This is a genomic window from Streptomyces stoeckheimensis (assembly GCF_045822005.1).
GTDB lineage: Bacteria > Actinomycetota > Actinomycetes > Streptomycetales > Streptomycetaceae > Streptomyces > Streptomyces stoeckheimensis.
Map to the genome: position 1 here is coordinate 5,850,567 of NZ_CP169550.1, position 13,795 is coordinate 5,864,361.

Annotated in this window: 11 protein-coding genes; 5 read left to right on the forward strand and 6 right to left on the reverse strand. The window is 73.6% G+C overall.

Annotation, left to right across the window (positions count from 1 at the left end; genetic code table 11):
• Window positions 1-63 precede the first annotated feature (63 nt).
• From iolC to ACE1OC_RS26555, 4 genes are read left to right on the forward strand one after another with little or no spacing between them, the layout of a single operon-like run.
• On the forward strand, window positions 64-1,119 hold the full coding sequence (gene iolC / locus ACE1OC_RS26540; RefSeq protein ID WP_407839120.1) for a 5-dehydro-2-deoxygluconokinase: 1,056 nt from the start codon (window positions 64-66) through the stop codon (window positions 1,117-1,119).
• Window positions 1,109-2,125 (forward strand): 5-deoxy-glucuronate isomerase, encoded by a 1,017-nt coding sequence (gene iolB, locus ACE1OC_RS26545; RefSeq protein WP_407841686.1) that lies wholly within the window; start codon window positions 1,109-1,111, stop codon window positions 2,123-2,125. Before iolC ends, iolB begins: the two co-directional genes overlap by 11 nt.
• A complete protein-coding gene (gene iolD / locus ACE1OC_RS26550) occupies window positions 2,122-4,026 on the forward strand; it encodes a 3D-(3,5/4)-trihydroxycyclohexane-1,2-dione acylhydrolase (decyclizing) (RefSeq protein WP_407839121.1) in 1,905 nt (634 codons plus the stop codon). The genes iolB and iolD overlap by 4 nt, the downstream gene beginning before the upstream one ends.
• An 11-nt stretch (window positions 4,027-4,037) precedes the next feature.
• On the forward strand, window positions 4,038-5,537 hold the full coding sequence (locus ACE1OC_RS26555) for a CoA-acylating methylmalonate-semialdehyde dehydrogenase (protein WP_407839122.1): 1,500 nt from the start codon (window positions 4,038-4,040) through the stop codon (window positions 5,535-5,537).
• A gap of 96 nt (window positions 5,538-5,633) precedes the next feature.
• Here the strand turns inward: ACE1OC_RS26555 and ACE1OC_RS26560 are convergent, their stop codons facing one another.
• From ACE1OC_RS26560 to ACE1OC_RS26580, 5 genes are all read right to left on the reverse strand, one after another.
• Window positions 5,634-6,848: a hypothetical protein gene (locus ACE1OC_RS26560; protein WP_407839123.1), complete on the reverse strand. Its 1,215-nt coding sequence runs from the start codon at window positions 6,846-6,848 to the stop codon at window positions 5,634-5,636.
• A gap of 72 nt (window positions 6,849-6,920) precedes the next feature.
• Entirely contained in the window at window positions 6,921-7,940 is a 1,020-nt protein-coding gene (locus ACE1OC_RS26565) for a WxL protein peptidoglycan domain-containing protein (RefSeq protein WP_407839124.1), read from the reverse strand.
• A gap of 128 nt (window positions 7,941-8,068) precedes the next feature.
• Window positions 8,069-9,361, reverse strand: a complete 1,293-nt coding sequence (locus ACE1OC_RS26570; RefSeq protein WP_407839125.1) for a hypothetical protein — start codon at window positions 9,359-9,361, stop codon at window positions 8,069-8,071.
• A gap of 272 nt (window positions 9,362-9,633) precedes the next feature.
• Window positions 9,634-10,956: a S8 family peptidase gene (locus ACE1OC_RS26575; protein ID WP_407839126.1), complete on the reverse strand. Its 1,323-nt coding sequence runs from the start codon at window positions 10,954-10,956 to the stop codon at window positions 9,634-9,636.
• Window positions 10,957-11,649: 693 nt separating this feature from the next.
• Window positions 11,650-12,063 carry a GNAT family N-acetyltransferase gene (locus tag ACE1OC_RS26580; protein WP_407839127.1) on the reverse strand — a complete coding sequence of 138 codons (414 nt, stop codon included), beginning with the start codon at window positions 12,061-12,063 and terminating at the stop codon, window positions 11,650-11,652.
• 426 nt (window positions 12,064-12,489) lie between these two features.
• On the opposite strand from ACE1OC_RS26580, the gene ACE1OC_RS26585 reads away from it, so the two are divergent.
• Complete coding sequence (locus tag ACE1OC_RS26585) at window positions 12,490-13,146, forward strand: nucleoside deaminase (protein WP_407839128.1); 657 nt, start codon at window positions 12,490-12,492, stop codon at window positions 13,144-13,146.
• Window positions 13,147-13,166: 20 nt separating this feature from the next.
• On the opposite strand, the gene ACE1OC_RS26590 is transcribed toward ACE1OC_RS26585, so the two are convergent.
• The gene (locus tag ACE1OC_RS26590; RefSeq protein WP_407839129.1) at window positions 13,167-13,736 is read right to left on the reverse strand and encodes a hypothetical protein; all 570 of its coding nucleotides are present in this window, start codon (window positions 13,734-13,736) and stop codon (window positions 13,167-13,169) included.
• Window positions 13,737-13,795: the final 59 nt, after the last annotated feature.

A 13,795-nucleotide genomic window follows, 5' to 3' on the forward strand; every position in this document is an offset into this window, starting at 1 on the left:
GCCACCTTAGGGTGCGAGGCTCTTGGGTACGGGGAGCACTCGGTCGGGAGGAATGGTGTGGTGATGGCTGCGGATCCGTTGGCGTTCGACCTGATCACGATGGGCCGGATCGGGGTGGATCTCTACCCCTTGAAGACGGGCGTACCGCTCGGCGAGGCGGACACCTTCGGGAAGTTCCTGGGGGGTTCCCCGACCAACGTCGCCGTCGCGGCGGCCCGGCTGGGCCGGCGCACGGCGGTGATCACCCGGACCGGCGCGGACCCTTTCGGCGCGTATCTCCGGGCGGAACTGCGCGGGTTCGGGGTGGACGACCGGTGGGCCGGGGAGGTGGCGGCCTATCCGACGCCGGTGACCTTCTGCGAGATCTTCCCGCCGGACGACTTCCCGCTGTACTTCTACCGCTACCCGAAGGCGCCGGACCTGGAGATCGCCGCGGACGAGCTCGACCTCGACGCGGTGCGGGCGGCGCGGGTGTTCTGGATGACCGGTACCGGGCTCAGCGCGGAGCCGAGCCGGACGGCCACCCTGGCCGCGCTGGAGGCGCGCGGCAGGAGCCCCCTCACGGTGTTCGACCTGGACTGGCGCCCGATGCTGTGGCCCTCCGGCGAGGGGGCCGGGGCCGGAGCGGTGCCCGAGGGCGGGACCGCTGGACCGGTGGCCGGAGCCGAGGCCGGGCCGGTGTCCGAAGGTCGGGACGCCGGGCCGGGGGAGTGGTACCGCCGGGCGCTGTCCCTCGCCACCGTGGCCGTGGGCAACGCACAGGAGTGCGCGATCGCCACCGGCGAGACCGAGCCGTACGCGGCGGCGCGGGCGCTGCTCGCGGCCGGGGTGGAGCTGGCGGTGGTCAAGCGCGGCCCGGCCGGAGTCCTGGCCGTCCACCGCGACGGGACGGTGGCGGAGCTCCCCCCGGTACCGGTGACCGTCGTCAACGGCCTCGGCGCGGGGGACGCCTTCGGCGGGGCGCTGTGCCACGGGCTCCTCGCGGGATGGGAGTTGGAGCGGGTGATCGGCTACGCGAACGCGGCCGGGGCGATCGTGGCCTCGCGGCTGGCGTGCTCGACGGCTATGCCGTTCGCGGAGGAAGTGGAGGAGGTGCTCGGTCGTGCCGATGGTGTCTGAGTGGGCGATGGAATGGACGAGGCTGCTCGTGCTCGACCTCTCGCCCGGGGAGGTGTACGCGCACGAGTGCGCGGAATCGGAGTGGATCGTCCTCCCCCTGGCGGGCGGCTGCGAGGTCCGCTGCGCGGAGCCGTCCCCCACCCCGCTCCTTCCCGAAACCGGGGGCGAGGCCCCCGGCCCCCCACCCCAAACGCCGGCGGGGCTGCAACTCCCCTCCGCGCCACCTGCCCCCGCGGGCCCGCACGCGCAGGCCGACACCGGCCGCAATCCAGCCCCTCCGGCGTTTGAGGAGCGGGGTCCGGGGCGGCGCCCCGGGAGCGGGCCGCAGGTCTTTCGGCTTCGGGGGCGGCGCGGGGTGTTCGACGGCCCCGCCGACTTCGCCTACCTACCCCGGGACGGAAGCGCCGAGATCCGGTCGGGCGCAGGCGGCCGCTTCGCGCTCGTCGGCGCCCGCTGCGAGCAGCGGCTGCCCGCCCGGTACGGGCCCGCCGCCGAGGTCCCCGTAGAGCTCCGCGGAAGCGGACAGTGCTCCCGCCAGGTCAACAACTTCGCCGCCGCCGGCGTCTTCGACTGCGACCGCCTCATCGCCGTGGAGGTCCTCACCCCCGGCGGCAACTGGTCCTCGTACCCGCCCCACAAGCACGACGAGCACCACCCCGGCGAGGAATCCCGGCTGGAGGAGATCTACTACTACGAGATCGCCCCGCACGGGGACACGCCCGGCCTCGGCTATCAGCGTGTCAGCCCGTCCCCGGCGGGGAAGACCGACATCCTCACCGAGGTGAGGACCGGTGACGCGGTCCTCATCCCGGACGGCTGGCACGGTCCCTCCATCGCCGCGCCCGGCCACGACATGTACTACCTCAACGTCATGGCGGGACCCGGCGCGACCCGGGAGTGGCTCATCCGGGACCACCCCGACCACGGGTGGATCCGCTCCACCTGGACCGGCCAGGACATCGACCCCCGGCTGCCCTTCCACGACCGAGCGGAGGACCCCGCATGACACCGCAGCAGGCACAGCCGCAGCCGCACACCGTCCGGCTCACCGTCGCGCAGGCCCTCGTCCGCTTCCTCGCCCGGCAGTACACCGAGCGCGACGGGCACCGGCAGCGGCTGATCGCCGCCACCTGGGGGATCTTCGGCCACGGGAACGTCGCCGGGATCGGCCAGGCCCTGCTGGAGAGCGGCCGCGGGGAGATGCCGTTCCTGCAGGGCCGCAACGAGCAGGCCATGGTGCACGCCGCCGTCGGGTACGCGCGGCAGAGCGGGCGGCTGTCCGCGCACGCCGTCACCACCTCCATCGGCCCGGGCGCCACCAACCTCGTCACCGGGGCCGCCCTCGCCACCATCAACCGGATCCCGGTGCTGCTGCTGCCCGGGGACGCCTTCGCGACCCGGCCCGCCGACCCCGTGCTCCAGCAGCTGGAGGTCCCCCATGCGGGTGATGTCTCCGTCAACGACACCCTGCGCCCCGTCTCCCGCCACTTCGACCGCATCACCCGCCCCGAGGCCCTGATTCCGGCCGCCCTCCAGGCCGTACGGGTCCTCACCGACCCGGTGAGCACCGGCGCCGTCACCCTCGCGCTGCCGCAGGACGTACAGGCCGAGGCGTACGACTGGCCGGAGGAGTTCCTCGCCGAGCGGGTGTGGGGCGTACGCCGGCCCCGGCCCGACCGCACCGAGCTCGCGGCCGCCGCCCGGGCCGTACGGGGCTCCGCGCGGCCGCTGATCATCGCCGGCGGCGGGATCCGGCACAGCGCGGCGGGCGCGGCGCTGGCGGAGTTCGCCGAGGCCACCGGGATCCCGGTGGCCTCCACCCAGGCGGGCAAGGGGGCCCTGCCGTGGGACCACCCCGCCGATGTGGGCGGGATCGGGCACACCGGCACGGCCACCGCCGACGCGCTGGCCCGCGAGGCCGATCTGGTGATCGCCGCCGGGACCCGGCTCACCGATTTCACCACCGCCTCCGCGACGCTCTTCCAGCACCCCGGCGTGCGGTTCCTCGGGCTCAACCTCGACCCGTACGACGCCCACAAGCTCGCCGCCCGCCCCCTGGTCTGCGATGCGCGGGCGGGCCTGGAGGAACTGGGGGCGGAAGTCGCCGGGTACCGGGTGGACCCCCCGTACGAGGCGGCGTACAAAGAAGGGAAGAGGGCGTGGGAGCGGCTGGTCGACGGGGCCTACGCGGCTCCCGACGAGGACTCCGTCCCGACGCAGGCACAGGTGCTGGGTCTGCTGGACGGCCTCGTCGACGGTGACGACATCCTGATCAATGCCGCCGGTTCGCTCCCCGGGGACCTGCACAAGCTCTGGCGGGCCCGCTCCGCGGACCAGTACCACGTCGAATACGGGTACTCCTGCATGGGCTACGAGATCCCCGCCGCGATCGGCACCGCGCTGGCCGCTCCCGGCCGGCCGGTGTGGGCCCTGGTCGGCGACGGGACGTACCTGATGAACCCGACCGAGATCGTCACCGCCGTGCAGGAGGGGATCCCGGTCAGGCTGGTGATCCTGGACAACCACGGATACGCCTCGATCGGCGGCCTCTCGGAGGCGGTGGGAGCCGAGGGGTTCGGTACCGCCTACCGCTTCCGGGCGGAGGACGGTTCGTACGGCGGTGCGCCGCTGCCGCTGGACCTGGCGGCCAACGCGGCCTCCCTCGGGATGGCCGTCATCCGCCCCCGCACCATCGGTGACCTGCGCAAAGCCCTCGCTCAGGCGCGGGATGCGGACCGTCCCACATGTGTCTACGTGCAGACCCGAACACCCGACACTGTGTCGGGCCCGCCCCCCGCACAGGCGTGGTGGGATGTCCCTGTGGCCGAGACCGCGACCCGTGCGTCGGCGGCCCTGGCCCGAGAAGAGTACGACCGGCAAGCCGCGCAGCGACGTCGCCATCTGTGAAGGAGTTAGGCATGAAGACCGTCAACCACTGGATCGGTGGCAAGACCGTCGAGGGCGCGTCGGGCAACTACGGCCCGGTCACCGACCCGGCCACCGGCGAGGTCACCACGCAGGTCGCCCTCGCGTCCGCCGACGAGGTCGACGCGGCCGTACGGGTCGCCAAGGAGGCGTTCCTGTCCTGGGGACAGTCCTCGCTGGCCGCCCGCACCAAGGTGCTGTTCGCCTACCGCGCCCTGCTGGACGCCAACCGCGACGCGATCGCCGAGCTGATCGTCGCCGAGCACGGCAAGGTGCACTCCGACGCGCTGGGCGAGGTCGCCCGCGGCCTGGAGATCGTCGAGCTGGCCTGCGGGATCACCGTGCAGCTCAAGGGCGAGCTGTCCACCTCGGTGTCCAGCCGCGTGGACGTCTCCTCGATCCGCCAGCCGATCGGCGTCGTCGCGGGCATCACCCCGTTCAACTTCCCGGCGATGGTGCCGATGTGGATGTTCCCGCTGGCCGTGGCCTGCGGCAACACCTTCATCCTCAAGCCGAGCGAGAAGGACCCCTCGGCCTCCACGCTGCTGGCGCAGCTGGCGAGCCAGGCCGGCCTGCCGGCGGGCGTCCTCAACGTCGTCCACGGTGACAAGGTCGCCGTCGACGCGCTCCTCGCGCACCCCGACGTCGCGGCCGTCTCCTTCGTGGGCTCGACCCCGATCGCCCGCCACATCCACGCCACCGCCTCCGCCAACGGCAAGCGCGTCCAGGCCCTGGGCGGCGCCAAGAACCACATGCTGGTGCTGCCGGACGCCGACCTGGACGCCGCCGCCGACGCCGCGGTCTCGGCCGCCTACGGCTCGGCCGGCGAGCGCTGCATGGCCATCTCCGCGGTCGTGGCCGTCGGCTCCATCGGCGACACGCTCGTGGACAAGATCCGCGAGCGCGCCGAGAAGATCAAGATCGGCCCCGGCAACGACCCGACCTCCGAGATGGGCCCGCTGATCACCGCGGCCCACCGCGACAAGGTCGCCTCGTACGTGACGGGCGCGGCCGCGCAGGGCGCCGACGTGGTCCTGGACGGCACCGGCTACACGGTGGAGGGCAACGAGAACGGCCACTGGATCGGCCTCTCGCTGCTGGACAACGTCAAGACCGACTCCGACGCCTACCGCGACGAGATCTTCGGCCCGGTGCTGTGCGTGCTGCGCGTCGACACCTACGAGGAGGGCGTGGCGCTCATGAACGCCTCGCCGTTCGGCAACGGCACCGCCATCTTCACCCGTGACGGCGGCGCCGCCCGCCGCTTCCAGCTGGAGATCGAGGCGGGCATGGTCGGCGTCAACGTGCCGATCCCGGTGCCGGTGGGCTACCACTCCTTCGGTGGCTGGAAGGACTCGCTCTTCGGCGACCTGCACATCTACGGCAACGACGGCATCCAGTTCTACACCCGCGGCAAGGTCGTCACGACCCGCTGGCCCGACCCGTCGGACGCCCCGGCCGGCGTCGACCTCGGGTTCCCGCGGAACCACTGACCGACTCGCAGGACCGCCCGACCGCTCGCCCCCCGCAACCCTCACCGCGGGGGGCGAGCCCGTTTCCGGTCCGCCCCCGGCCCGGAGCGCCTCCGCTCAGAGCAGCGACCAGACGTCGGCCGCCGCCGTCTGCGACCAGACGGGGTCCCCGTGCCCGTAGCCCGGGACGACGCTGAAGCGGACCCGCGGGTTGCCGCCCGCCCGGATCAGCCGGGGGCCGCGCGTGTGGTCCCCGCGGCCCAGCTCGGTGTTGATCCACACCACTTCGGCGGAGATCCGCTCCCAGTCGACCGCGTACGTCTTCTCGTCGCCCGCCCAGACCGCGGCCAGGTCCCGCGCCAGCGCGTTCGGGATGAGCCCGCTGCCCAGGCCGGCGGTGGCCGCGTGCCAGGTCGCGAGCGTGGTGTGGGTGAGGCCGAAGCGGTCCCCGGCCGGGGTGGCTCCGAAGGAGTAGGAGCCCGCGGCGTGGCCCTGGGTGTGGATCCAGTCCGCCGGGCCGGGCAGCAGGGAGGTGCGGACCAGCGCGAAGTGGGCGAGCCCGGCATGGGTGAAGCGGAGCCCGGGATCCGGGGGCCAGGGGACCTCCGAGGAGCCCGCCGGGTCGGTGACGGCCCGGGCGAACAGCGCCGCCAGGCCCGGGTCCGTCGCGTACGCACCCCGCTCGATCAGGGCCTCGTACGCGTCCCGGGTCTGGGCCGCCCGTACGGCCAGGTCGCCGGAGTAGGGGCCGGTCGTGTCCAGGGCCACCACCCGGGTCAGGCGGGGCGAGTCGTCGTGCGCGGCCGCGTCCAGGGCGAGCAGGGCCCCGGCGGAGTGGCCGACGTACTGGTACGGCAGCCCGAGCGCCCCGTCCAGCGCCTCCACGACCGCGGCCAGATCCCGGTGGTGCGCCGCGAGCCCCAGGTCGGGGCCGATGTCCTCCGCGGCCGCGGCGTCCTCCCGCGGGGTGACGCCGACGACGAGCAGGCCCTCGCGGCGCAGCCGGTGGGCGAGGTTCAGGTCGGAGGGGGTGAAGAAGGCGGAGCCGAAGTTCAGTCCGGCGCCCGGCAGGAGGTACGCGATCCCGTGCGGGGTCCGCCGGGTGTCCGCGACCACGTCTACCGCGACCGGGGCCGGACCGCCGTCGTCGAGCGGGAGCGTGAGCCGGATCCAGCCGTCCCCCGGGACGTACACCGCGGTACCGGTGCCCAGCGTCCGCTCGACGAGGGTCAGCAGCCCGATCCCCGCCGTGGCGGTGTCCGCCGGAGGACCTGCGGGGACGGTTCCGTGCGCCGGCCGGCCGGGCCCCGCTTCGCCGTGCTGTCGTGCCATGTGTGGTGCCCCCCGGCGCCGTTGCCTGCCCGGCGATGGCCGGATGCCGTCACCTGGGGACACCCTTGCCGATCAGCGCGCTTCAGCCAAGTCCGGTGCCGGTTCCGGCCGTTCGGCGGCGGCTCGGCGGCGTCGGCGCAGCACCCGGGCGGCGATGGCGGCGCCGGCCAGCACCAGGAGGGCGCCGAGCGCGGTCCACGGCACGGCGAGGAACCCCGTAGCGGAGGAGGAGACGAGGTCGGGGTAGGCGGAGGCGCCGGCGGTGATGTCGACGGTGACCCAGTCCGACTGGGGTGCGTCCGCCCACTCCTCGGTCAGCTCGATCCGCTGGCCCGGCAGCAGGACGAGCTTCAGCTCACGGGACGGCCGGTCGAGCACCCGGCGGCCGAACAGCCCCTCGGCGGAGACCGTCACCTTCGGCTCGACGACCACGTTGCCCCGGTTGACCAGGGAGTACGTGATCTTGGCGCGGGCGTCCTTGACCCAGGGCAGCAGCGGCGCCGCCCGGCTGACCTTCACGTCCTCCACGCTCAGCCCCGGGGTCACCGGCCCCGGAACCCGGAAGTACATCCGGGCGCCGACCTGGCGCTTCACCCCGACCTGGACCTTTCCCTCCTGCTGGATGCCCTCCACCTCGGTGTTGAGGGCGACGATCCCGCCCACGTGGTCACCGGGCGTCGCGTCCGCCGGGACCTTCACGGAGAACGGGAAGTCCTTGCGGCCCTTGGGCGGCACGGTGACGGTCGTCTTGGCCTCGGGCGGCAGCACGACCCACGTGCCCACGTCCTTGGGCTTCGTCTCCACCGGCAGCAGCGCGAACCCGCCGCCCACCGGGGTGTTGACGGCATCGGTGGCGAATATCTGGAACGTCAGCTCCTTGTCGGAGGAGTTCACGATCGTCGCGCTGTCGCTGATGGTGGTGCCGGCCTCGCCCTGGTGGAAGAAGTACGCCCGGTCCGTCATCGCCGCACCGGCCGGGGGTGTCGGGAAGACGCCCCAGGTGCCGTTGTCCGCGGCCGTCGCGGGAAGGGCCGGGAGCAGCAGGGCGGCGAGGCCGAGGAGCAGGCCGAGGAGGAGGGTGCGGGTGCGCATGGGCGGTTCTCCAGTCGGGCCGGACGGGGAAGGGGATCGCTGGTGGGGTGCAGCGGGGGAGGGGATGTGCGGAAGGGTGGTGCGGCGCCGGAGCGCCGCACCACCCGGGTGGAGCGGGGTCGTACGGGTCAGGCGATCGAGAAGGTGACGACCGACTGGTAGCTGTCCGCGAACATGAACGGCGGGAGCTGGATCATTCCGGCTCCGCCGATCTCGAACTCGCCACCGGTCAGCTCGTCACCGCCCGCGGCCGCCGAGGCGACCTTCAGCGGGACGTCGGAGATCGCACCGGGCGCACCGACGGTGCAGGCGCTCGGGCTGGCCGGGTTGGTCACCTTGCAGGTCGGCTGGATGCCGATCTGCGCCGTGGCCATGGAGTGTCCGGTGACCGAGTTCAGGAACGGCGTCCGGGTCGCCGAGACGTCCCAGCCGAGGGTCCCGCCGCGGAAGTCCTGGACGGCCATCGCGGTGAACTGACCGACGACCGACTGGGACTTGCCGTTGATGGTGACCGAACCGAAGTCGACGGCGGGGTTGCCCCCCTGCGGGCCGATGGCCAGCGGGCCGGGCAGGACCTCTACGTCGACCGGGTTCTGCACACCGGGCTGCTCGACGATGAACGAGTAGTCCTTGTACGGGAGGACCGCGCCGTCGATCCGGATCTTGTCGGCAGGCTGGTTGACGACGATGGTGCAGGTCGCGACGCCGGCCGCGGTGGCCGTGCCGGTACCCGTGTCACCCGTGGCCGTACCGTTCTTGAGCGCGGAGCAGGTGACCGCACCTGCCGGGAAGTTGGCGCCCGTGACGACGACTTCCTGGCCCGCCTTGCCGCTGTTGGGCGTCAGCTTGGTGGTGATCGGGTCCTTGGGCAGGGCCTCCACGGCCACCGAGCCGAGCGAGGCGCTCGGACGCGGGTTCGGGGTGCAGGTGGTGGTGAAGACCGAACCCATGAGGCTCGCGTCGGTCACCGCCAGGTCCAGGGCCACGTTCACCGTGGTGCCCTCGGTGCCGTCCGGGATCTTGATGGTGCCGGAGAAGCCGGCGGGGTCGAGCGGCACGCCCGGCACCACGTCGACCGTCTCGGGCGGACTGACCACCGTCTGGAGGGTGGACCCGACCTTGAGGGTGATCTTCGAGACGTTGGTGGTCTTCACCGCGAAGCCGGGGACCACCGGGCTCGGACCCGGGTCGATGGCGATCGGGACCACGTCGCCGGCCTTGGCGCTGTCGGGCAGCGTGATCGTGTAGTTCTGGGCGCCCGAACCACCCGGCTGGGGTGCGGGCGCGACGCAGTCCATCTGGACGGGCGTCGTCTTGGTCGCGGCCTGCGCGGTGCCCGACAGACCCACCACGGCGCCCGTCAGGGCCAGGGACAGAGCGCCAGCCCCGGCCAGAACTCTTCGTCGAAACGTTGTACTCACTGGGTCGCGACTCCTTCGTCATACGAACCCTCCCCCCACCCGCTGTGTGGGGGAGGTCGAGCCGGTGCGGTGGCCGACATTGACGCGTCGCGGGATTGAGAAGTCAATGACTTGCTTTCGCCCGAAGCACACAGAAATTGATGTGCCATCAGGCCGGGTGGAGCGGAGGGGCGGATACCTGTTGTCGGGTGCGCAGTGCGGGTGGGGCGGGTGGGGTCTGCGGGTGGTCCGCCGGGGCGGGGTGGCGCCGCCGGCGGAGGGTCCCGTAGGGGCTACCTGACGGGCTGCTCGGCGGGCTGCTCGTCCGCCGGCTTGTCGGGCTGCTTGACGGGCTGCTCGTCCGTCGGCTTGTCGGGCTGCTTGGCGGTCGGGACGTGCAGCAACAGGTTCGGGGTCCCGGCCGGCAGGGCGGTGATCCGGTCCCGCACGGAGTCCCGTACGAGGACTTCGGCCACCTGGGCCGGCGTCTGGCGCGGGCTCCCGGCCGCCAGGCCCCGCGCGAGCACCAGCGCGGCCGCGCCCGCCACGTGCGGGGACGCCATCGAGGTGCCGGAGGCGCGGGCGAGGGCCGTGGCGGAGCCCTTCCATGCGGAGGTGACGGCCACCCCGGGTGCGGAAAGGTCCACGCAGGCGCCGTGATTGGAGAAGGAGGCTCGCCGGTCCAGTGCGTCCGTCGCGCCCACCGTGAGCGCCTGTGGGACGCCGGAGGGGGAGCCGGTGCAGGCGTTCTCGCCCGAGTTGCCCGCCGCCACGGCGAAGGTGATCCCCGACGCGATCGCCCGCGTCACCGCCCGGTTGAGCGCGAAGCTGTGGCCGCCGCCCAGGCTCATGTTGGCCACGGCCGGGGTGGCGGGCGACTTGAGGGCGTCCTTCACCAACCAGTCGATGCCCCGCGTGATGGCCGACAGCGTCGCGTCCCCGCGGCAGTCCGCCACCTTCACGGCGACGAGCGAAACCCCCTTGGCCACCCCGTAGGTGGCTCCGCCGACGGTCCCCGCGACGTGCGTGCCGTGGCCGTTGCAGTCCGTGGCGCCTTCCATGAACACCGCGTTGGCTCCCCAGCGGGCCCGGCCGCCGAACTCCTGGTGCAGGGTGTTGATCCCGGTGTCCACGATGTACGCGGTGACCCGCTCGGCCTTGGCCGGGTACGCGTACGAGCCGTCGAGGGGCAACTCGCTCTGGTCGAGCCGGTCCAGGGACCAGGGCGCGGGGGTCTGGACGAGCGGGACGTCGACGGCGGGGGTGCTGCCGGTGGGGGTGTCGTCGATCCGGAAGAGCGCGTCGGGCTCCACGGAGGCCACCCGGGGATCGGCGGCGAGTTCGGCGGCGCGGGCGGCGGTGGTGCGGACGGCGAAACCGCTCAGGGCGGTGTCGTAGACGTCCCCGACGGTGTCGCCGGAGGCCTCGGCCTCGGCGGCGAGGGCGCGGGTGGCGGCGGCCGCGGAGGCACGGGTGACGCCGTCCTTGAGGACGACGACGTAGGGGGCCGTGGGGGCGTCGGAGGCGGCGGCTGCGGCGTGTGCGGAGTGCGGCGGCAGGGCGGTGGCCGCCGCCAGCAGGGCGGCGGCCGGGAGCAGCGCGGTGAATGCGGTCATGCCGCCGATGCTCGGCGAGGCACGCCGCGCCCGCGCGGAGGGTGCGCCGACTGGCCCCACGACACGCCGCCCCTGGGGGCGCCGACCGTCCGGGGGGTTTCCCACGACCCGGTCCGGGTCGGTTCGGACCAGGTCGGTTCGGGCCCGCCCGGTCCGTGCCCGGTCGGTCCGGAACCGAGCCCCCACGTATCCGGGCGCCCGTGCCCGGCGCGGGGCCCGAGTCCCCGGAACGGGGCGGCACCGGGCGGCCGCTCGGTCTGGGCTCGCGCCCCCGGGTGCCTGACGGCACGGGCTGATCCGGGCCGACCCGACAGGCCCTAGGGCCTGTCGTCAAACTCCCGTCTGCCGCGCGACGCCTGGCACGCGCTCTCGCCGCACCGGACGGAAGCCAAGTACGTCCAGTACGCGGGCTTCCGCCCGGCACGCCGAGAGCACGCACCAGACGCCGCGCGGCCGCCCTTCGGGCGACGACGGGATTTTGACGACAGGCCCTAGCGGGGTGTCCTGCCGATCAGGCAGGGGCGCGGCGCCCGGTACCGCGAGCTTGGCCGCGTTGTCGTCGGTCGCCGACTTCCCGAGCTCTCGGCAACACTCGAGCAGGGGAGGCCCCCTTCGCGTCGACTCCCTCCTCCGCCTTGCGGAGCACGGCACCGGTCGCCGCTGCCCGGTCCGGCCCGATCCGCAAGGCACCCGCTAGCGGGTGACGGGCCAGCCGAGCATCCTGAAGACCCCCTCGTCGCGGGCGCCGGCCGCCCCGTACGTGGCCAGCGCGGCCTCGTTGTCGGTGTCGACACCCACCCACATGCCGTAGCAGCCACGCGACTCCGCCTCGGTGGCGAGTGCCTCGGTCAGGGCCCGGCCGAGGCCGCGCCGGCGGTGGGCCTCGTCCACGGAGAGCTCGTAGAGGCACATCTCGGTGCCCTTGTCGGGATGGACCATCTCGATGCCGGAGACCATGCCGACGGGTACGCCGTCGACGTAGGCGATCAGCATCAGGTGCCCCGGTGAGGCGAGGAACCGCTCCGACCAGTCCGCGCGGGCGGGCCCGTCGAAGAGGGCTTCGGCGGCTAGGAGTTCGGCGACGGTGCGTGCGGGGCGGATGTCCATGGCGGCGACGATAGCGCTGCCGAGCGCGATGGCGAGAGTGCTGAGGAGGGTGGTGCCGGGAGTGCTGAGGAGGGTCTGGCGGGAGCGGTGAGGAGGGCGGTGTTGCTGGTGGTGCAGGGACTGGTGAGGACGACGGTGTCGGGAGCCGCGTAAGAGAGCGCTGCCGAAGGCGATGGCGAGCGTGGTGCCGGGTGGCGAAGAGGGTGCTGCCGGGAGCGGCGTAGGAGAGCGCTGCCATGGGCGGTGGCGAGAGCGATGGGGGCGGGCACGAGGGGAGCGGTGCCGAAGGCAGTGCCCGGAGCGGCGAGAAGAGGCGGGGCGAAGGTGGGCCGAGGCGGGGGTGCATGAGGGCTGCGGCAGGGGCTGTGGCGCAGTGGTGAAGGCGGTGCCGGGGGGTGTGGCGGAGGTGGCGGCGATAATGGCTGGATGATCAACGGGGAGCATGGCTTCGACACGGAGTGGCGTGCTGCGCCGGAGCCCCTGCGCAGGGCGCTCGTCCTCGCCTACGAGGCGCTCGCGGCCGGGGGCCTGGCGGTCGGGGCGGTGCTGACGGACGCCGACGGGCAGCCGGTCGCCGAAGGGCGCAACGAGGCGTACGAGGACGGCCCTGGCGCCGGGCCGCTGCGCGGCACACCCCTGGCCCACGCCGAGATGAACGCGCTGGGGGCCGCCCGTACGGGCTGGGACCTGGGCACGGCGACGCTGTGGAGCACCCAGGAGCCGTGCTCGATGTGCGCTGCCGCAGCCGAGTTCACCGGCGTGGGGCGAGTCCGGTACCTCGCCCCGGACCCGTGGGCGCTGTCGAGCGGCAACGGCGCCGGATCCGACGCCGACCCGGGCCGGCCGCACTGGCTGCTGGTGGCCAATGCCATGTTCCTGCGGAGCGTTGCATCGGCCTCGGAGGGCTCCGAGGAACCGCAGATCCTGACCCACCACCGAGCCGTCGAACCGGAGACCGCCGCCTTCCACGACAGCCTGCCGCCGGGCCTGCCCACGGCCACCTCACCGGAGGAGTGGCTGCGCCCCCACTGGGCCGGACTCGCGGAACTCGCGACGGCCCGCGAGCTGCGTACGCGCCGCTGAACCCGCCCGGCGGGCCCGGATCAGGGGGCCGGGGCCGACACTTGCCGGGCCGGGATGCCGTCCTGCGCCCCCGCTCCCGGAGACGGGGTGCCGTCGGTCCAGGCGTAGACCTCCTTGCCGCGCACCGTGACCTGGTACTGGAGGTCGCCACGGCACTCGGGCCGCTCCTCGGCCCTGGTGCCCGCCGGCCACCACTGGGCCTCCAGCGCCGTCCCCGCGTGCTTGCCGGGCGTGCCCGCCGAGCACTGCGGGCCGTCCAGCGGGGTCGCGCCCAGCGTGAAGCGGAGCAGCCGCGCCTTGCCGTCGGTGCGCGCCATTATTCGCACGTCGGTCGCGTCCCTCGGCACCCAGCGCGGCAGCACCCACGTCGCCTCCCCGCGCCCCGACTTCCCGCGCCCCGGCTCCCCGTGCCCCGACTCCGCACGCGTCGGAGCGTCGGCGGCCGTCGCGAAGCGCATGCCCTTCTCCTTGAACACCCGGTCGTTGATCGTGTCGGTCAGGGGGTTGGGCGGGAGGTTGGGCAGCGCGATGGCTGCGGTGGCGAGGACTCCCACGGTGGCGGCGGCGATGACGAGAGGGCGGCGGTTCATGTCTACGAGTATTCGCGGCGACGGCCGTAGTCCGCGTCCCTCCCGAGGCTGAACCGAAT

Excerpts from the sequence above, each read along its gene's own strand:
- iolC (WP_407839120.1), top strand. The coding sequence starts at position 64 with ATGGCTGCGGATCCGTTGGCGTTCGACCTGATCACGATGGGCCGGATC.
- iolB (WP_407841686.1), top strand. The coding sequence starts at position 1,109 with ATGGTGTCTGAGTGGGCGATGGAATGGACGAGGCTGCTCGTGCTCGAC.
- iolD (WP_407839121.1), top strand. The coding sequence starts at position 2,122 with ATGACACCGCAGCAGGCACAGCCGCAGCCGCACACCGTCCGGCTCACC.
- ACE1OC_RS26555 (WP_407839122.1), top strand. The coding sequence starts at position 4,038 with ATGAAGACCGTCAACCACTGGATCGGTGGCAAGACCGTCGAGGGCGCG.
- ACE1OC_RS26560 (WP_407839123.1), bottom strand. The coding sequence starts at position 6,848 with ATGGCACGACAGCACGGCGAAGCGGGGCCCGGCCGGCCGGCGCACGGA.
- ACE1OC_RS26565 (WP_407839124.1), bottom strand. The coding sequence starts at position 7,940 with ATGCGCACCCGCACCCTCCTCCTCGGCCTGCTCCTCGGCCTCGCCGCC.
- ACE1OC_RS26575 (WP_407839126.1), bottom strand. The coding sequence starts at position 10,956 with ATGACCGCATTCACCGCGCTGCTCCCGGCCGCCGCCCTGCTGGCGGCG.
- ACE1OC_RS26580 (WP_407839127.1), bottom strand. The coding sequence starts at position 12,063 with ATGGACATCCGCCCCGCACGCACCGTCGCCGAACTCCTAGCCGCCGAA.
- ACE1OC_RS26585 (WP_407839128.1), top strand. The coding sequence starts at position 12,490 with ATGATCAACGGGGAGCATGGCTTCGACACGGAGTGGCGTGCTGCGCCG.
- ACE1OC_RS26590 (WP_407839129.1), bottom strand. The coding sequence starts at position 13,736 with ATGAACCGCCGCCCTCTCGTCATCGCCGCCGCCACCGTGGGAGTCCTC.